General features: G+C 70.0%; 13 protein-coding genes. 8 read left to right on the top strand and 5 right to left on the bottom strand.

The annotated features are described in order from the left end of the window. Positions 1–78: 78 nt before the first annotated feature. From ACZ470_RS31145 to ACZ470_RS31135, 3 genes are read right to left on the bottom strand one after another with little or no spacing between them, the layout of a single operon-like run. Complete coding sequence (locus ACZ470_RS31145) at positions 79–1,014, bottom strand: carbohydrate ABC transporter permease (protein ID WP_468432596.1); 936 nt, start codon at positions 1,012–1,014, stop codon at positions 79–81. Further along, positions 1,011–2,045, bottom strand: coding sequence for an ABC transporter permease (locus ACZ470_RS31140; RefSeq protein ID WP_468432594.1), 1,035 nt, complete (start codon positions 2,043–2,045; stop codon positions 1,011–1,013). The genes ACZ470_RS31145 and ACZ470_RS31140 overlap by 4 nt, the downstream gene beginning before the upstream one ends. Positions 2,046–2,072: 27 nt before the next feature. Beyond that, positions 2,073–3,767 carry an extracellular solute-binding protein gene (locus tag ACZ470_RS31135; RefSeq protein WP_468432592.1) on the bottom strand — a complete coding sequence of 565 codons (1,695 nt, stop codon included), beginning with the start codon at positions 3,765–3,767 and terminating at the stop codon, positions 2,073–2,075. A 358-nt stretch (positions 3,768–4,125) separates the two neighbouring features. Here ACZ470_RS31135 and ACZ470_RS31130 point away from each other — a divergent pair, with 358 nt between their 5' ends. Further along, the gene (locus ACZ470_RS31130; protein ID WP_468432590.1) at positions 4,126–6,966 is read left to right on the top strand and encodes a glycoside hydrolase family 3 C-terminal domain-containing protein; all 2,841 of its coding nucleotides are present in this window, start codon (positions 4,126–4,128) and stop codon (positions 6,964–6,966) included. 704 nt (positions 6,967–7,670) lie between these two features. On the opposite strand, the gene ACZ470_RS31125 is transcribed toward ACZ470_RS31130, so the two are convergent. Next, complete coding sequence (locus ACZ470_RS31125) at positions 7,671–8,231, bottom strand: NADAR family protein (protein ID WP_468432588.1); 561 nt, start codon at positions 8,229–8,231, stop codon at positions 7,671–7,673. 400 nt (positions 8,232–8,631) lie between these two features. Here ACZ470_RS31125 and ACZ470_RS31120 point away from each other — a divergent pair, with 400 nt between their 5' ends. From ACZ470_RS31120 to ACZ470_RS31090, 7 genes are all read left to right on the top strand, one after another. Then, positions 8,632–10,167, top strand: coding sequence for a gamma-aminobutyraldehyde dehydrogenase (locus tag ACZ470_RS31120; RefSeq protein WP_468432586.1), 1,536 nt, complete (start codon positions 8,632–8,634; stop codon positions 10,165–10,167). Between the two features lie 53 nt (positions 10,168–10,220). After that, positions 10,221–11,468 carry a polyamine ABC transporter substrate-binding protein gene (locus tag ACZ470_RS31115; RefSeq protein ID WP_468432584.1) on the top strand — a complete coding sequence of 416 codons (1,248 nt, stop codon included), beginning with the start codon at positions 10,221–10,223 and terminating at the stop codon, positions 11,466–11,468. A 4-nt stretch (positions 11,469–11,472) separates the two neighbouring features. Beyond that, the gene (locus tag ACZ470_RS31110) at positions 11,473–12,648 is read left to right on the top strand and encodes an ABC transporter ATP-binding protein (protein ID WP_468432582.1); all 1,176 of its coding nucleotides are present in this window, start codon (positions 11,473–11,475) and stop codon (positions 12,646–12,648) included. After that, complete coding sequence (locus tag ACZ470_RS31105) at positions 12,645–13,571, top strand: ABC transporter permease (protein WP_468432580.1); 927 nt, start codon at positions 12,645–12,647, stop codon at positions 13,569–13,571. Before ACZ470_RS31110 ends, ACZ470_RS31105 begins: the two co-directional genes overlap by 4 nt. Then, entirely contained in the window at positions 13,572–14,372 is an 801-nt protein-coding gene (locus ACZ470_RS31100; RefSeq protein ID WP_468432578.1) for an ABC transporter permease, read from the top strand. Positions 14,373–14,408: 36 nt separating this feature from the next. Then, positions 14,409–15,827, top strand: a complete 1,419-nt coding sequence (locus ACZ470_RS31095; protein ID WP_468432576.1) for an NAD(P)/FAD-dependent oxidoreductase — start codon at positions 14,409–14,411, stop codon at positions 15,825–15,827. Positions 15,828–15,913: 86 nt separating this feature from the next. Then, positions 15,914–17,728 (top strand): chitinase, encoded by a 1,815-nt coding sequence (locus ACZ470_RS31090; protein WP_468432574.1) that lies wholly within the window; start codon positions 15,914–15,916, stop codon positions 17,726–17,728. Here ACZ470_RS31090 and ACZ470_RS31085 read toward each other — a convergent pair. Next, positions 17,667–18,305 carry a phosphatase PAP2 family protein gene (locus ACZ470_RS31085; RefSeq protein WP_468432572.1) on the bottom strand — a complete coding sequence of 213 codons (639 nt, stop codon included), beginning with the start codon at positions 18,303–18,305 and terminating at the stop codon, positions 17,667–17,669. The genes ACZ470_RS31090 and ACZ470_RS31085 overlap by 62 nt on opposite strands. Positions 18,306–18,440 lie beyond the last annotated feature (135 nt).

Here is an 18,440-nt window from a genome sequence, read left to right as displayed (position 1 = left end):
GGCGCGGGGAACTGCGCGATCAACCACAACCGGCCCGCAGCCGAAACGACCGCGCCGAACCCCCGAAAACAAAGGGTGTCAACCCTTGACCGCCCCCGTGAGCATGCCCTTCTTGAAGTGCTTCTGGACGAACGGCGACAACACGGCCACCGGCAACAGCGCCATCACCATGACAGCCATCTGCACGGCCAGCCCGGACAGCTCACCGGTCTTGATCGCCTGCCCGAGCCCGACCGGAGCCTCCTGCTTCTGCACCAGCTGGATCATGACGTTCTGCAACGGCAGCATGTCCTGGTCGTTCAGATACAGCGACGCGTTGAACCACGCGCTCCAGTACCCGACGGCGTAGAACAGCGTGATCACCGCGATCACCGCCCGGGACAGCGGCATGACGATCTGCCACAGGATCCGCACGTCGCCGGCCCCGTCGATGCGGGCGCTGTCGATCAGTTCCTGTGAGATGCCCATGAAGAAGCCGCGCAGCACCAGGATGTTGAAGACGCTGATGGCGCTGGGCAGGATCAGCGCGAGGTAGCTGTCCGTCAGGCCCAGGGACTGCACCAGAAGGTAGGTGGGGATGAGGCCGGCGCTGAAGAACATCGTGGCCAGCAGCACCATGAGGATCGAGCGGTGGCCGAGGGAGCCGGTGCGGGACAGGCCGTAGGCGCACAGCACCGACACCGCCATCGAGAACAGGGTGCCGACGAGGGTCACGCCGATGCTGACGAGCGCGGCCCGGGTGACCTGGCCGCCGCTGAGCAGTTCCTGGTAGGCGACGAAGGTGATGTCCGTCGGGATCATCACCAGCCCGCCGGCCTCGTCGATGGCCTTGCGCGTGGACAGGCTGGTGACCACGACGATCCACAGCGGGAACAGGATGGCCAGGCAGGCGAGGAACAGGACAAGACCCTTGCCCACGAGCCCTGCCCGGCTGGGCTTCTCCTCCCACACCGGCCGGGGCGGGGCCGCCCAACGGCCGGGCGTGCGCGCGGGCTTGTCGATGACGGCGGTCACTTCTTGTACACCCCCTGCTCGCCCATGAGATGGGCCACCTTGTTCGCTATCAGGACCAGGCCGAGACTGATGACACCCTTGACGAGCCCCGCGGCGGCCGCGTAGCCGAAGTCCTGGTTGCGCACGCCGTTCCACCACACGAAGGTGTCGAGGACCTCCGCGGCTCCCGGTCCCACGGCGTCGCGTTGCAGCAGGATCTGTTCGAAGCCGACGGTGAGGGCGTCTCCGACGCGCAGCACCAGCAGCAGCGCGATCACCGGGCGCAGCGCGGGCAGCGTGACGTGCCACATGCGGCGCCAGCGGTTCGCGCCGTCCATCGCGGCGGCCTCGTACAGGTCGGGGCTGACGGAGGCCAGCGCGGCGAGGAAGACGATGATCCCCCAGCCGGCGTCCTTCCACACGCTCTGCGCGGTGACCAGGAACTTGAAGGTCTCCGGGTCGGTCATGAGGCTGAGTCCGTCGTACCCGTGGTCGCGCAGCAGCTGGGACAGCAGCCCGGCGCCGCCGAACAACTGCTGGAAGACGGCGATGACCAGCACCCACGAGAAGAAGTGCGGCAGATAGAGGATGGCCTGCGAGATCGCCCGCACCCGGGGCCTGACCACGCTGTTGATGAGCAGCGCGAGCAGGATGGGGATCGGGAAGTACAGCACCAGCTGGAGGAAGAACAGCACCAGCGTATTCCGCACCGAGTTCCAGAAGGCGGAGTCCTCGAAGATCCGCTGGAAGTTCTCCAGGCCGACCCAGGGGCTGTGCAGGATGGAGACGACCCCGTTGTCACTGATGTAGGGGTCGTACTCCTGGAAGGCGACGACGTTGCCGAGGATCGGTACGTAGTTGAAGAGCAGCACCAGCAGCACGGCCGGCAGCGTCATCAGCAGCAGGACGCGGTCGCGTCGGAACCTCAGCCGGAGGCTGAGCTTCCCGGCGGGCGGTTTCCCGGTGCCCCCGGTGGCGCCGCCGTGCGCCTCCGGGGGGTTCTCCTTCGCTTCGGCCTCGGTGTCGGGCCGGGGCACCGTGCTGTGGGACACGCCGGTTCTCCTTGCCTCGGTACCCGGTCAGCCGGCCGCCGAGCCGTTCTCGTCGAGGATCTTCTTGTACCAGTCGCGGAGTTCGTCCCCGCCCTTGCTCTTCCAGTCGGAGACGGCCTGCTGCACGTCGCTGACCTTCTTGCGGCCGCGGATGACGTCGTCCTCCAGCTGCTCGAAGTCGTTGGAGAGGTTGGTCCAGCGGGTGGGCTCGGTGATCTGCATGCCGTAGAAGGACGACTTCTTGGTGAAGGCGCCCATCCGCTGCTGCCACTCCACCTGGCCCTTGCCGACCTCGGGGAAGTCGGGGTGGGCGATGGTCGCGGCGGGGCTCGCGACCATCACGAAGGCGTTCATCACGTCGACGTTGCCCTGGTCGGTCTTGGTGGGTACGCCGTCCTTGACGGTGTAGTGGGTGCCCTCCACGCCGTAGTTGGTGGCCATGTACTCCTTGGTGCCGTACGGCGCGGCGGTGACGTTGGCGACGGCCAGCACGTCACGGATCACGGCCTCGGAGGCCTTCTTGTTGACGAAGGCGAAGATGCCGGCCGGGTTCTTGGCCCACAGCGTGGGGTCGCCGCCGTCGTGGCCGAAGATGTCCATGCCCCAGATCTTGAACTCGGGGTTCTGGGTGGCCTGCTCAGCGGTGCGGCTCCACCACTGGGACATGTCCTGGTTGTAGATGAGGAACTCACCGGCGGCGAACTTGGGGCCGGGGTCGGTGGCGTTGCTCTTGCCCAGCTCGGCGTCGGGGTGCACCACGCCGGCGGCGAACAGCTTGCGCGTCCACTCCAGGGCCTCGAGGTACTCCTCGGTCTCGATGCGGTAGATCAGCTTGCCGTCGACCATGTTCCAGCCGAGCGACTTCTCCTCACCGGAGAGCACGCCGAAGGCGTTGAAGGCGGTCCACTTCATGTCCAGGCAGGCCCAGCGCTTGGCCCTGGCGTTGGTGGCGTCCTTGGCCAGTGCCATGAACTCGTCGCAGGAGCGGGGGACTTCGTAGCCCTCCTTCTCGAATATGTCCTGGCGGTAGAGCGGCACGATGCCGGTGACGTAGGAGGACGGCATGGGCAGGCCGCGCAGTTTGCCGCCGAAGATGGACCGCTGCCAGGCGTCGGTGGGGATCGCCGCGAGGTTCGGGTAGTCCTTGACCGCGTCGCCGGACAGGTAGGGGCCGAGGTCGGCGAACTTGCCGATGATGGCGCTGGGGATCTTGCCGGTCATGTTCCAGCCGGGCACGACCACCACGTCGGGCACCTCGCTGGAGGCGAGGACCGCGCCGAGCTTCTGGTCGTAGGTGTTGCCGTCCTGGTTCTGCCAGACCACGTCGACGCCGATGAGGTCGTTCATCGACGTGTAGTAGGCGTTGCCGCCCTTGGGCGGGGAGCCCCAGAACGGCGACATGATGGTGACCTTGTTGCCCTTGCCGAGCTTCTTCGGCACCGACGTCTTCAGGGTCGCCAGGTCGAGCTTGCTGGTGAACCCGACCGCGGAACCGTTCTTGCTGGGGATGTCGGGCGTGACCACGTTGCTGGCCACGTACGCCGGCAGGATCTTCTTGGCGTCCTTGCCCGACGTGGTGCCGTCCCGCGAGCCTCCGTCGGATCCACCGCACGCGGCGAGCAGCGGCATTCCTCCCGCCACCGCGGCGGTGGCGACCGCCGTGGAGGCGAGGAAGCTTCTCCGGCTCGGTCCGGAGGAGTTGGGGGCGGCGTTCGGCGTCATTGCGTCAACCCTTCATGGCGCACCAGGACACCCGGCGGTGGCCGTCGGCTGCGGTGTCTTCACTGGAACTGGCTGAGCCGAAGCGGTGGTTCGGCGGAAGGTGCGCCGGAAAGGCGGGCCTCGCAGTCGAAGCGCTTCGATGTTGCTGCGAGGTTAAGTGAACACCCAGGGGCACACAAGGGTCACATCCAAGATTCCTCGGATGTATGCGTGATCGGGATGCCGGTGCGCCGCCCATGGATCGTCGGTGAGACGTCCGATCTGTTGCCCTCGGATCCCTTGACACCCACCCCCACCCCGACTGAGCATCGAAGCGCTTCGAAAGCGCCTCGCCGCTCCATCTCGAGGGGAACCCCACGTGACCGCACAAACGCCGCCTACGCCGCCTTTCCGCGATGCGAACCTGTCGTTCGCGAAGCGCATCGACGACCTTGTGTCGCGGCTGACCCTCGACGAGAAGATCGGATTTCTGCACCAGTTCGCGCCCGCCGTGGAGCGTCTGGGCGTCGCCGCCTTCCGCACCGGCCAGGAGGCCCTGCACGGTGTCGCCTGGATGGGCCCGGCGACCGTGTTCCCCCAGGCCGTCGGCCTCGGCGCCACCTGGAACGAGGAACTGGTGCGCCGGGTGGGCGAGGCCGTGTCCCGCGAGGCCCGTGCGATGCGCGCCCGGGACGAGCGCGTCGGCCTCAACGTCTGGGCGCCGACCGTCAACCTGCTGCGCCACCCGCTGTGGGGACGCAACGAGGAGGGCTACTCGGAGGACCCGCGGCTCACCTCGGCGATCGCCACCGCCTACACCCACGGCCTGCGCGGCGACCACCCGGTGTACTGGCGCACGGCGCCCGTACTGAAGCACTGGCTGGCGCACAACAACGAGACGGAGCGCGACACCACCTCCAGCTCCGTGCGCCCGCGCGTGCTGCACGAGTACGACCTGCGTGCCTTCCGCGACACGGTCGAGGCGGGCACGGTGGCCGGGGTGATGCCGGCGTACAACCTGGTCAACGGGCGCCCGAACCATGTGTCGCCGTATCTGCGCGAGCAGTTGCGCGCCTGGACCGAGCAGGACCTGCTGGTCTGTTCGGACGCGGGGGCACCGTCCAACCTGGTCGACTCCGAGCACTACTTCGACACCCACGAGGAGGCCACGGCGGCGGCCCTGCGGGCCGGCGTCGACAGCTTCACCGACCACGGCACCGACAGCTCGACAATCGTCGGACGGGTCAGGGGCGCGCTGGAGCGGGGCCTGCTGACGGAGGACGACATCGACACGGCCGTCCGCCGCCAGCTGTCGGTGCGTTTCCGGCTCGGCGAGTTCGACCCGGGCGCGGACCCGTACGCCGGGGAGCAGCCCTTCGACACCCCGGAGCACCGGGCGCTCGCACGGGAGGCCGCCGAGCAGGCGATCGTGCTGCTCAAGAACGACGGCCTGCTGCCGCTCGCCCCGGACGCCCGCGTCGCGGTCGTCGGACTGCTCGCCGACGAGTGCAAACTCGACTGGTACAGCGGCAGCCTCATCCACCGCTCCACCCCGCTGGAGGGCCTCTACGAGCGGTTCGGCGCCGAGCGCGTCGAGTTCGCCGAGGGCGTGGACCGGGTGCTGCTGAAGACCTCCGCCGGTACGTTTCTGCACGTCCCGGCCGCCCCCGACGCCCCCGAGACGGCGCGCGGCGCCGAGGGCGCGCTCGACCCGGCGCTGCTCGCCGGCCGTACCGACCTGCCGCCGCTCACCGCCGAGGTGGATGGCACCGAACTCGCCCTGGCCGACTGGGGCGAGGGCGTGCTCACCCTGCGCGCACCCGACGGCCGCTATCTCTCGGTCGCCGAGGACGGGTACGTCCGCGCCTCCGCCGACCAGCCGGGCGGCTGGATCGTGCAGGAGACGTTCCGGCTGGAACCGCACGGGGACGGTCACCTCCTCAGGCATGTGGGAACAGGTCGCCATGTGCGGGTCGCCGCCGACGGCGTGAAGGTTGCCGAGGAGGATCCCGAGGTCTTCGAACTGGTCGTCGCCGAGCGCGGGGAGGACGCGGTCACGCGTGCCGCCGCCGGTGCCGACGTGGTCGTGGTGGTCGCGGGCAACGATCCGCACATCAACGGGCGGGAGACCGAGGACCGTACGACGCTGCGGCTGCCCGCCCAGCAGGAGCGGCTGCTGCGCGCGGCCCGCGCCGCCAACCCGGACACGGTGCTGGCGCTGGTCTCCGCCTACCCGTACGCGGTGGACCCGGCGGACCTCCCGGCCGTGCTGTGGACCGCGCACGGCGGCCAGGCGGGGGGCACCGCGCTGGCCCGCGTGCTCTCCGGGGACGTCTCCCCCGCCGGCCGGCTGCCGCAGACCTGGTACGCCGACGACGCCGACCTGCCGGACCTCCTCGACTACGACGTGATCGGCTCCCGGCAGACCTACCTCTACTTCGAGGGCGCCCCGCTGTTCCCCTTCGGGCACGGTCTGTCGTACACGGCCTTCTCCTACGGGGAGTTGACCGCCGCTGTCGTCGAGTCGGCGGTGCGTGTCTCGTTCACGGTCACCAACACCGGGGACGTCGCCGCCGACGAGGTGCCCCAGCTCTACGCCCGGGCCGTGGACCCGTCGGTCCCGCGTCCGCGCCGCGAACTGCTGGCCCACCGGCGGGTGACGCTGGCGCCCGGCGAGACGGCCGAGCTGTCCTTCGTGCTGCCGCTGTCCGCGTTCGCGTTCCGGGATGTCGCGGTGGGCCGGTCGCGCGTGGAGCCGGGGGCCTACGAGCTGATGGCCGGGGCGTCCAGCGAGGATGTGCGGGCACGGGCCACCGTGGTTCTGGACGGCGAGCCGAACGCCCCGCGCGCTCTGCGCGAACGCGGCCTGGACGCTGTCGACTTCGACGAGCAGAGCGGCGTCGAGATCGTCGACCGGACGAAGGCGGCGGGTGACGCGGTCACGCCCGTGTCCGGCAAGGAGGGCGAACTCCTCTTCCGTCACTGCGACTTCGGCGGCGGGGTGACGGAGGTGACCGTCGAGGTGTCCGGCGAGGGCACGGTGGAAATCGCGCTCGACGGCGGACCGTTGCTGGCCGAGCTGGCACCTGCGGCGCCCACGTCGGGTCCGTACGACTACACCACGCTCCGCGCGTCCATCGCCGCCCTCGACGGCGTGCACGACGTGCGCCTCCGACTGCGCGGCCCGCTGCGGCTCGCGCGGGTCGGCTTCTCCGGTTGAGGGTCCGGAGGGGGCCGACACGATGAGGGGGCCCGGCACCGGTGACTAATCGGTGCCGGGCCCCGCTTCTTGGAGCGGCAGGCCCCGCGCTCTCGGACACCGGTCCCGATCAACCGCACGCCGTGAAGGTCCGGGCGCGCGGGTTCCGGCGCCCCGGGGGCCCCGATCCCCTCCGTGGTCCGGTCCCGGCAGGCTGGTCTCCCAGAGACACGACCACACGGATACGGCCCGGACGTCGACGGCTCCGCACCACGGCACGGCATCCCCTCCGTGGCCCGGTCCCAGCAGGCCGGTCTCCCAGAGACACGACCACACGGATACGGCCCGGACGTCGGACGGCTCCGCACCACGCACGGCATCCCCTCCGTGGCCCGGGCCCGGCAGGCGTCGGGGAGGGCCCGCGGAGCGGACCCCGGCACCGGCGGCCCCCCGGGTCAGCCGGCGCGCAGTCGATTCCTGGCCCCCATCGGGCGGCTCCGCACCACGCACGGCATCCCCTCCGCGGCCCGGGCCCGGCAGGCGTCGGGGAGGGCCCGCGGAGCGGACCCCGGCACCGGCGGCCCCCCGGGTCAGCCGGCGCGCAGTCGATTCCTGGCCTCCATCGGGCGGCTCCGCACCACGCACGGCATCCCCTCCGTGGCCCGAGCCCGGCAGGCGTCGGGGAGGGCCCGCGGAGCGGACCACGGCACCGGCGGCCGCCCGGGTCAGCCGGCGCGCAGTCGTTTTCTGGCCTCCATCAGCGCGAAGCCCAGCAGGTTCGGGCCCCGCCAGTGCTCCGGGTCCATGGCCCCCTCGTCGCCGGCCGCGAGGCCGATGCCCCACACCCGGTCCACCGGGCTCGCCTCGACCAGCACGCGCTCGCCGGTGTTCAGCAGGAACGCCCGCAGGTCGGCGTGGGCCGCGAACTTGTGGACGCTGCCCTCGACGACGATGCCGAAGCGCTCGCGCTGCCAGGTCGCCTCGTCGAAGCCTCGTATCTGGCGTCCCGCCTTCTTGGCCTGGGAGGGGTGGCCTGCGTCCAGGACCCGTCGCTCGCCCTCCGGGTCCGCGAAGAGCCGGGCCTTGGCGGCCATCATCCAGTGTTCGGCCGTCGCGTACTCCTTGCCGTCCACGGTGAACGGGGATGGCCACCACTGGCTGAGGCAGCTCGCGCCGATCCGGCCGTCGGGCAGGGGGCGGTGGCCCCAGAAGTGCATGTACTTCACCCTCGTACCGGCGCGCACCGCCTCGATCAACGTCTCCCGTGAGTCCATCGCCGCCTCCATGCAGTGTGAATCGCCCCCGCCGCCCCTTCCCGTCCCGTCCCTGGGGGCTGCGCCCCCAGACCCCCCTCTCGGCCCTTCGGGCCTCGTCCTCAAACGCCGGACGGGCTGAAACCAGCCCCTCCGGCGTTTGAGGAGCGGGGGTCCGGGGGCAGCGCCCCCGGGTTCGGGACGGGAAGGGGCGGCGGGGGCGGCTTCCAACCCATCCGGCAGGAGTCTCGCAGCGACCACTGACACTCCGTCCTGCCTTTTCCGCAGTAACTCGACACCCGGTCGACAGATTCCGTCGCGTAACCAAAAGGCAACAACGGAATCCCTTGTTGGAGTCCCATCGCTCTGTCAGGATCGGCACTCAAATCGAGCTGGAGCCACGCCGCCCCCCTCGGGGACACGGAGGAGCGACATGCACAACCCGGGCAGCACCACCCCGGAGCGGTTTCCCGCCCAGGACCGGTTCACGGACGGTGCGCAGTTCGTCGCGGGACGACTGACCAAGGGCACCTCGGGCCGGACCCACGCGGTCGTCGACCCCGCCACCGGCGCGGAGGTGTACACCTACGAACTCGCCGGCACCGACGACGTCGACGCGGCCGTCGCCGCCGCGCGGGAGGCGTTTCCGGCCTGGGCCGGTGCCACCCCCGGCGAGCGGTCCGACGCCCTGCACCGGTTCGCCGCCGTCGTCGCCGACCGCGCGGAGGACTTCGCCCGTGCGGAGTCACTCCAGTGCGGCAAGCCCCTGAAGCTGAGCCGGGAATTCGACGTCCCGGGCACGATCGACAACATCGCCTACTTCGCCGGCGCCGCCCGCCACCTCCAGGGCCAGTCGGCCGGCGAGTACTCCGGCGACCACACCTCGTACGTCCGCCGCGAGCCCATCGGCGTCGTCGGCTCCATCGCCCCCTGGAACTATCCGCTCCAGATGGCCGCCTGGAAGATCCTCCCGGCGATCGCCGCGGGCAACACCATCGTCCTCAAGCCCGCCGAGCTCACCCCGCTGACCTCGCTCCTCTTCGCCCAGGCCGCCACCGACGCGGGCATCCCTGACGGCGTGATCAACATCGTCACCGGGACCGGCAAGGAGGCGGGCGAGCACCTGGTCGGCCACCCCGACGTGGCCATGACCTCCTTCACCGGCTCCACCGCCGTCGGCAGGCGGGTCGCCGAGATCGCCACCGCCACCGTCAAGCGCCTGCACCTGGAGCTCGGCGGCAAGGCACCCTTCGTCGTCTTCGACGACGCCGACCTCGACGCCGCCGTCAACGGCGCGGTCGCGGGCGCGCTCATCAACACCGGGCAGGACTGCACGGCCGCCACGCGCGCGTATGTGCAGCGCCCGCTCTACGAGGCGTTCGTCGAGCGCACCGCCGCCCTGATGGAGACCGTGCGGCTCGGCGACCCCTTCGCGCCCGGCACCGACCTCGGCCCGCTGATCTCGCACGTCCAGCGCGACCGGGTGGCCGGTTTCGTCGACCGGGCGCGTGCCTACGCGCGCGTCGTGACCGGCGGCGACACGCCCCTGGGCGAGCTGGGGAACGGCGCGTACTATCGCCCCACCCTCATCGCCGGCGCGCCGCAGGACAGCGAGGTCGTGCAGTCCGAGATCTTCGGGCCGGTGCTGGTCGTGCTGCCCTTCGACACCGACGACGAGGGCATCGCGCTGGCCAACGACACCCCGTACGGGCTCGCCGCCTCCGCCTGGAGCCGGGACGTGTACCGCACGGGCCGTGCCACCCGCGAGATCAAGGCGGGGTGCGTGTGGATCAACGACCACATCCCGATCATCAGCGAGATGCCGCACGGAGGGTACAAGGCGTCCGGCTTCGGCAAGGACATGTCCGCGTACTCGTTCGAGGAGTACACCCAGATCAAGCACGTCATGTTCGACAACACGGCGGTGGTCCGCAAGGACTGGCACCGCACCGTCTTCGGGGACCGATAGCAGCCAGGCCGCCCGACCCGCGGCCACACTCTCCCGAAAGGGCAACCACGCGCATGGAGCAGTACGAGCCCGACCGCCCCTCCCCGGCCCAGGTGGCCGCCATGCGGCGCAGCTTCCGCAACGGCAGGGCGGCCCTGACCCGCCGTTCCCTGTTGCGCGCCTCCGCGGGCGGCGCGCTCGCGGTGGGCGGACTCGGGGCGCTGAGCGGCTGCGGGATCCCCGCGGCCGGCAACACGCAGGGCGGCGTCTCGGCGGAGGACCACTCCGAGAAGGAGAAGACCGTCAACTTCTCCAACTGGACCGAGTACATGGACGTCGACGACAGCGGGCGCACGCACCCCACGCTGGAGGCGTTCACGAAACGCACCGGGATCAAGGTCAAATACACCGAGGACATCAACGACAACACCGAGTTCTTCGGCAAGATCAAGCCGCAGCTGGCCGCCGGCCAGGACTCCGGCCGCGACATCATCGTGCTCACCGACTGGCTGGCCGCCCGGCTGATCCGCCTCGGCTGGGTGCAGAAGCTGGACCCGGCGAACCTCCCGAACGCCTTCACCCATCTGTCGGCCCAGTTCCGCAACCCCGACTGGGACCCGGGCCGCGCCTACTCGTACCCCTGGCAGGGCATCTCGACGGTCATCGCCTACAACAAGAATGCGCTCGACGGCGTCGAGGTGAGGACGCTCGCCGACCTCCTGGACAACCCGAAGCTCAAGGGCCGCGTCGGTCTGCTCACGGAGATGCGCGACACCGTAGGCATGACGCTGCTCGACATGGAGAAGGACCCGGCGAAGTTCTCCGCCGACGACTACGACGCGGCGATCGCCCGGTTGCAGAAGGCCGTCGACAAGGGCCAGGTCCGCCGCTTCACCGGCAACGACTACACCGCCGACCTCACCAAGGGCGACTTCGCCGCCTGTCTGGCCTGGGCCGGTGACGTCGTCCAGCTCAAGGCCGACAACCCGGACATCGAGTTCCTGATCCCGGACAGCGGCTACATGACGTCCAGCGACAACATGCTGATCCCCAACAAGGCCCGGCACAAGACGAACGCCGAGCGGCTGATCGACTACTACTTCGAGCCGCAGCCCGCCGCCCAGCTCGCCGCCTACATCAACTTCGTCTGTCCCGTCGACGGAGTGAAGGACGAGCTCGCGCGGATCGACGAGGACGCGGCGAACAATCCGCTGATCCTCCCCGACAAGGCCATGCAGGCCAAGTCCCGTGCCTTCCGCTCCCTGAGCTCCAAGGAAGAAACGGAATTCGAAGAGAAGTTCGCGAAGCTCACTGGGGCGTGACGAGATGAAGACGACCAAAGACACCACCGCGGCCGGCCAGGGCGGGGACGTCCGACTCACCGGCATCAGCAAGACGTACGGCTCCTTCACCGCCGTGCACCCGCTCGACCTGACCGTCCCGCAGGGCTCCTTCTTCGCCCTGCTCGGCGCCTCCGGCTGCGGCAAGACCACCACCCTGCGGATGATCGCCGGCCTGGAGGAGCCCACCGGAGGCACCGTCCACCTCGGCGACCAGGACGTCACCGCGCTCCCGCCGTACAAGCGGCCGGTGAACACGGTCTTCCAGTCCTACGCCCTCTTCCCGCACCTCGACATCTTCGAGAACGTCGCCTTCGGTCTGCGCCGGCGCGGCATCAAGAGCGTGAGGAAGCAGGTCGAGGAGATGCTGGAGCTGGTCCAGCTCGGCGAGCAGGCCCGCAAGAAGCCGCACCAGCTCTCCGGCGGCCAGCAGCAGCGCGTCGCGGTCGCCCGCGCCCTGATCAACCACCCCAAGGTGCTGCTGCTCGACGAGCCGCTCGGCGCCCTCGACCTGAAGCTGCGCCGCCAGATGCAACTGGAGCTCAAGCGGATCCAGACCGAGGTCGGCATCACCTTCGTGCACGTCACGCACGACCAGGAGGAGGCCATGACCATGGCCGACACCGTCGCCGTGATGAACGCGGGCCGGGTCGAGCAGCTCGGCTCGCCCGCCGACCTCTACGAGAACCCGCGCACCACCTTCGTCGCCAACTTCCTCGGCACCTCCAACTTCATCGAGGCCGAGGTCGACACCAGGTCCGGCGACGAGATCGTCCTCAAGGCGGGCGGCGGCAAGCTCGTCCTGCCCGGGGCCCGCAACAGCGCGCCCACGACGACCGGCGGCAAGGTGCTGGTCGGGGTGCGCCCGGAGAAGATCTCCCTCACCCACGTCGACGACGCCGGGGAGATAGCCGAGGGCCGCAACCGCATCACCGGCCGGATCGCGGACTCCAGCTTCATCGGCGTCTCCACGCAGTTCGTGGTCGACAGCCCGGTCTGCGCCGACTTCGAGGTCTACGTCCAGAACATCGACCGCGACGCCCGGTTGGTGCCGGGCACCGAGGTCGTCCTGCACTGGGACCCGGCGCACACCTTCGGCCTGGACGCGGCCCAGGACATCGACGCGGGCGTGGAAAGCGTCGAGGAAGAGGTCGCCCGATGACGACGGTCACCGAGGCGCCACCCCTGGCGCCCGCCCCGCCGGAGCCGAAACCACCGCGCAGGCGGGGCCGCTGGACGCCGTACTGGCTGCTGCTGCCCGGACTGCTGTGGCTGGTCGTGTTCTTCGCACTGCCGGTGATCTACCAGGCCTCCACGTCCGTGCAGACGGGCTCCCTGGAGGAGGGGTACGAGGTCACCTGGCACTTCGCCACCTACTGGGACGCGCTGTCCGAGTACTGGCCGCAGTTCGTCCGCTCGGTGCTCTACGCGGCCTCCGCGACCGTGCTGTGTCTGCTGCTGGGCTACCCGCTGGCGTATCTGATCGCCTTCCGCGCGGGGCGCTGGCGGAACCTGATCATGATCCTGGTGATCGCGCCGTTCTTCACCAGCTTCCTGATCCGCACCCTCGCCTGGAAGACGATCCTGGCCGACAGCGGCCCCCTGGTCAGCGCCCTGGACACCCTGCACGTCCTGGACGTCACCGCCTGGCTCGGCTGGACCGCCGGCGACCGGGTGCTCGCCACCCCGCTCGCGGTGGTCTGCGGTCTGACGTACAACTTCCTGCCGTTCATGATCCTGCCGCTCTACACCTCCCTGGAGCGCATCGACCCGCGGCTGCACGAGGCGGCGAACGACCTGTACGCCAAGCCCTCGACCACCTTCCGCAAGGTCACCTTCCCGCTGTCGATGCCGGGCGTGGTCTCCGGCACGCTGCTGACCTTCATCCCGGCGACCGGCGACTACGTCAACGCGGATCTGCTCGGCTCCACCGACACCCGCATGGTCGGCAATGTGATCCAGTCGCAGTTCCTGCGGATTCTCGACTATCCGACGGCCGCGGCGCTCTCGTTCATCCTGATGGCCGCGATCCTCATCATGGTCACGTTCTACATCCGCAAGTCCGGCACGGAGGATCTGGTTTAAATGACCTTCGTCAATTGGCTCAAGCGCCGTCTGGTCGTCATCGCGGGACTGCTGACCCTCGGGTATCTGCTCCTGCCGAACGTCGTCGTCACCGTGTTCTCCTTCAACAATCCGAAGGGGCGTTTCAATTACGAATGGCAGGAGTTCTCCACGGACGCGTGGCGGGACCCCTGCGGGGTCTCCGGGCTGTGCGGTTCGCTCACGCTCAGCCTCCAGATCGCACTGTGGGCGACGCTCGGCGCCACCCTGCTCGGCACGATGATCGCCTTCGCGCTGGTCCGCTACCGCTTCCGCGCCCGTGGCGCCGTGAACTCGCTGATCTTCCTGCCGATGGCGATGCCCGAGGTCGTGATGGCGGCCTCGCTGCTCACCCTGTTCCTCAACATGGGTGCCGAGCTGGGGTTCTGGACGATTCTGATCGCCCACATCATGTTCTGCCTGAGCTTCGTGGTGGTCGCCGTGAAGGCGCGCGTGATGTCGATGGACCCCCGGCTGGAGCAGGCCGCGCAGGACCTGTACGCCGGTCCGTTCCAGACCTTCGTCCGGGTCACGCTGCCCATCGCCGCCCCCGGCATCGCGGCGGGCGCGCTGCTCGCCTTCGCGCTCTCCTTCGACGATTTCATCATCACCAATTTCAACGCCGGCTCGACCGTCACCTTCCCGATGTTCGTCTGGGGCTCCGCCCAGCGCGGAACGCCCGTACAGATCAATGTCATCGGTACGGCCATGTTCGTCATCGCCGTTCTGCTGGTACTGGTCTCCATGGTCATCGGCAATCGCCGCAACCGCCAGAAGGCATAGAAACAAATCCGCAGGCCCCTGTAGGGAGTTGAAATCATGGCCCCGAGCGCCATGAGCCGTTGGACGAAATCCCTTTCCGAGGCCCGTCCGGCCTCCTACTGGCTGGACGACCCCGGCAGGCCGGACCCCGAGCCCGCCCTCACCGGGGCCGAGACCTGCGATCTGCTGGTCGTCGGGGGCGGCTACAGCGGACTGTGGACCGCGCTGATCGCGAAGGAGCGCGACCCCTCCCGGGACGTCGTACTGGTGGAGGGCCGCGAGGTGGGCTGGGCCGCCTCCGGCCGCAACGGCGGGTTCTGCGCCGCCTCCCTCACCCACGGCCTGCCCAACGGACTGGCCCGCTGGCCGGACGAGATCCACACCCTGGAGCGGCTGGGCGCCCGCAACCTCGACGCCATCGAGGAGACGGTCGCCCGCCACTCCATCGACTGCGACTTCGAACGCACCGGCGAGATCGACGTCGCCACCGAGCCGTACCAGGCCCGGGAGCTGAAGGAGTGGTTCGAGGAGATCCGGGCCGAGGGCCTCGCCGACGGCATCGAGTACCTGGACACCGAGGCCGTACGGGACCAGGTGAACTCCCCGACCTTCGAGGCCGGCCTCCACGACCGCCGCGGTGTGGCGATGCTCCACCCGGCCAGGCTCGCCTGGGGCCTGAAGCGGGCCTGCCTCGACCTCGGCGTGCGCGTGTACGAGCACACCCCCGCCCTCACCCTGAGGCCGTACGGTGCCGGCATGGCCGTACGCACCCCGTACGGGCGGATCCGCTCCCGCGCGGTGGCGCTCGGCACCAATGTCTTCCCCAGCCTGGTCAGACGGGTCCGCCCCTACACCGTCCCGGTCTACGACTACGCCCTGATGACCGAGCCGCTCACCGCCGGGCAGCTGGCGTCGGTCGGCTGGAAGAACCGCCAGGGCCTCGGGGACAGCGCCAACCAGTTCCACTACTTCCGGCTCTCCGCAGACAACCGGATCCTGTGGGGCGGCTACGACGCGATCTATCCGTACGGCGGCCGGGTGCGCGCCGAGTACGACGACCGGCCGGAGACCTACGCCAAGCTCGCCGGGCACTTCTTCACCTGCTTCCCGCAGCTGGAGGGGGTCCGCTTCACCCACGCCTGGGGCGGGGCGATCGACACCTGCTCCCGCTTCTCGGCGTTCTTCGGCACGGCCCACGCGGGGAAGGTGGCGTACGCGGCGGGCTACACGGGGCTCGGCGTCGGCGCCACCCGCTTCGGCGCCGAGGTGATGCTGGACCTGCTGGCGGGGGAACGGACCGAGCGCACGGAGCTGGAGATGGTGCGCCGAAAGCCGCTGCCGTTCCCGCCGGAACCGTTCGCCTGGACCGGTATCACCCTCACCAAGTGGTCCCTGGCCAGGGCGGACGCGCAGGGCGGGCGCCGCAATCTCTGGCTGCGGACGATGGACCGGCTGGGCCTCGGCTTCGACAGCTGAACCGCGCGAGGGCTTGACAACCGAATTGGTCTGGACCAAATTGAGCGCGCTCCACCCCTCCAATTCCCCCCTGCCCGGAGGCCCTTGTGGACCGCTCCAGACCTCTCGCCCGTCGGCCCCTCGTCGCCCTGCTCACCGCCACCGCCCTCGCCGCCACCGGAATGACCGCGCTCTCGTCGGCCGCCCGCGCGGCCGACGCCGACCTCGCCAGGAACGGCGGATTCGAGTCCGGCCTCGACGGCTGGAGCTGCACGGCCGGTACGACCGTGAACTCGCCCGTCCGCAGCGGCGTTTCGGCACTCCAGGCGACGCCCGCCGGCGCCGACAACGCCCGTTGCGCGCAGACCGTCACCGTGAAACCGGACTCCCAGTACACGCTCTCCGGTTACGTCCGCGGCAGCTACGTCTACCTCGGCGCGAGCGGCACCGGCACCACCGACGTCTCCGCCTGGACCCAGTCCGCCCCCGACTGGCGGCAGCTCACCACCACCTTCCGCACCGGCCCCTCCACGACCCGCGTCACGATCTACACCCACGGCTGGTACGGCACCGGCGCCTATCACGCCGACGACATCACGCTCACCGGCCCGGGCGGCGAGACCGGGCAGCCGCCCGCCCCGCCCACGGGTCTCAAGGCCGGTACCGTCACCTCGACCAGCGTGGCCCTGTCCTGGTCGCCGGTCGCGGGCGCCACCGGCTACGCGGTCTACCGCGACGGCGCCAAGGTGCAGACGGTGAGCGGGACGTCGGCCACCGTGTCCGGGCTGTCCCCGTCGTCGACGTACGCCTTCCAGGTCACGGCGGTCAACGACGCGGGCGAGTCGGCCCGCTCGGCCACCGTGACCGCGACGACGGGCGCCCCCGACTCGGGCGGCGGCCCCTCCGACCTCCCGCCCCACGCCCTGGTCGGCTACCTCCACGCCAGCTTCGCCAACGGCTCCGGCTACACGCGCCTGGCCGACGTCCCCGACAGCTGGGACGTCATCGACCTGGCCTTCGGCGAGCCGACCTCGGTCACCTCGGGCGACATCCGCTTCGAGCGCTGCCCGGCCTCCGAGTGCCCGGGCGTGGAGAGCGACGCCGAGTTCAAGGCCGCGATCAAGGCCAAGCAGGCGGCCGGCAAGAAGGTGCTGATCTCCATCGGCGGCCAGAACGGCCAGGTGCAGCTGACCACGACGGCCGCCAGGGACACCTTCGTCTCCTCCGTCTCGAAGATCATCGACGAGTACGGACTCGACGGCCTGGACATCGACTTCGAGGGCCACTCCCTCTCCCTGAACGCCGACGACACCGACTTCAAGAACCCGAAGACCCCGGTGATCGTCAACCTGATCTCCGCCCTGAAGACCCTCAAGGCCAAGTACGGCGACGACTTCGTGCTGACCATGGCCCCGGAGACCTTCTTCGTCCAGCTCGGCTACCAGTACTACGGCACCGGCAAGTGGGGCGGCCAGGACCCGCGGGCGGGCGCGTACCTCCCGGTGATCCACGCCATGCGCGACGACCTGACCCTGCTGCACGTCCAGGACTACAACTCCGGGCCGATCATGGGCCTGGACAACCAGTACCACTCCATGGGCGGCGCCGACTTCCACATCGCCATGACCGACATGCTGCTCACCGGCTTCCCGGTGGCCGGCGACGCGAACAACGTCTTCCCGCCGCTGCGCGCCGACCAGGTCGCCATCGGCATGCCGGCCACCACCAACGCGGGCAACGGGCACGTGTCCCCGGCCGAGGTCACCAAGACCCTCGACTGTCTGACGAAGCGCGTGAACTGCGGCTCGTACGCGACCCACGGCACCTGGCCCGAACTGCGCGGGCTGATGACCTGGTCGATCAACTGGGACCGGTTCGGCGGCTGGGAGTTCCAGCGGACGTTCGACGGCTACTTCGGCTGACCAGCAGCCACAGACAGATCAGCAGCACCGCGCCGAGGCACCAGCTGGCCGCCACGTCCAGCGGCCAGTGGTAGCCCCGGCGCACCAGCCCGAACGAGGCGCCGGCCACCAGGACGGCGCAGACCACGACGAGCACCCGGCGGACCGCCGGCGAACGCAGCAGCGGAACGAGGAGCAGCGCCGCCGCTCCGTACGCCACGACGGCGGTCGCCGTGTGCCCGGAGGGGTAGTAGCCGACCGCCGGAGGCACGGCGGGGGTGCCGGGGCGGTCGGTCCACTCCTTCAGGGGCGCGACCAGCACCGGCACCAGCACCATCGCCGCGGCCCCGGCGGCGGGCGGCAGCCACCAGCGGTCCACACCTGTGGCACGCCCGTACCAGGCGGTGTACGCGAGCGCCGTCACCAGGACCGGTACGGCCACCTGGACGTTGCCGAGGTCGGCGAGCAGCTCCGAGGCCCGGTCCGGGTGGACCAGGGCCCGGCTCAGCCGCTCGTCGAGTCCCAGCAGCGGCCCGTCGACGACGACCTGCCAGGTGATCAGCACGAAGAGGAGAACGGGCGGTCCGAGCAGCAGCATGCCGCACAGCTTCGCAGGTGAGGGGCGATGACGCACCGAAGGGCCGGCGCAAGGGGGGGGTAGCGCCGGCCCCACGGGGAACGGCTTGCCGTGTGAGGTGCGCGGGTGGCCGTCCTGATCGGAACGTCGCGCGCC

Source organism: Streptomyces sp. NPDC031111, assembly GCF_055570675.1.
Note: the sequence above shows the minus strand (reverse complement) of the source record. Positions and strands in the feature narration are given on the sequence as shown.

Bases quoted from the DNA above. Each gene is read 5' to 3' on its own strand.
- ACZ470_RS31135 (WP_468432592.1), bottom strand. From the start codon at position 3,767: ATGACGCCGAACGCCGCCCCCAACTCCTCCGGACCGAGCCGGAGAAGC.
- ACZ470_RS31125 (WP_468432588.1), bottom strand. From the start codon at position 8,231: ATGGAGGCGGCGATGGACTCACGGGAGACGTTGATCGAGGCGGTGCGC.
- ACZ470_RS31120 (WP_468432586.1), top strand. From the start codon at position 8,632: ATGCACAACCCGGGCAGCACCACCCCGGAGCGGTTTCCCGCCCAGGAC.
- ACZ470_RS31115 (WP_468432584.1), top strand. From the start codon at position 10,221: ATGGAGCAGTACGAGCCCGACCGCCCCTCCCCGGCCCAGGTGGCCGCC.
- ACZ470_RS31110 (WP_468432582.1), top strand. From the start codon at position 11,473: ATGAAGACGACCAAAGACACCACCGCGGCCGGCCAGGGCGGGGACGTC.
- ACZ470_RS31105 (WP_468432580.1), top strand. From the start codon at position 12,645: ATGACGACGGTCACCGAGGCGCCACCCCTGGCGCCCGCCCCGCCGGAG.
- ACZ470_RS31100 (WP_468432578.1), top strand. From the start codon at position 13,572: ATGACCTTCGTCAATTGGCTCAAGCGCCGTCTGGTCGTCATCGCGGGA.
- ACZ470_RS31095 (WP_468432576.1), top strand. From the start codon at position 14,409: ATGGCCCCGAGCGCCATGAGCCGTTGGACGAAATCCCTTTCCGAGGCC.
- ACZ470_RS31085 (WP_468432572.1), bottom strand. From the start codon at position 18,305: ATGCTGCTGCTCGGACCGCCCGTTCTCCTCTTCGTGCTGATCACCTGG.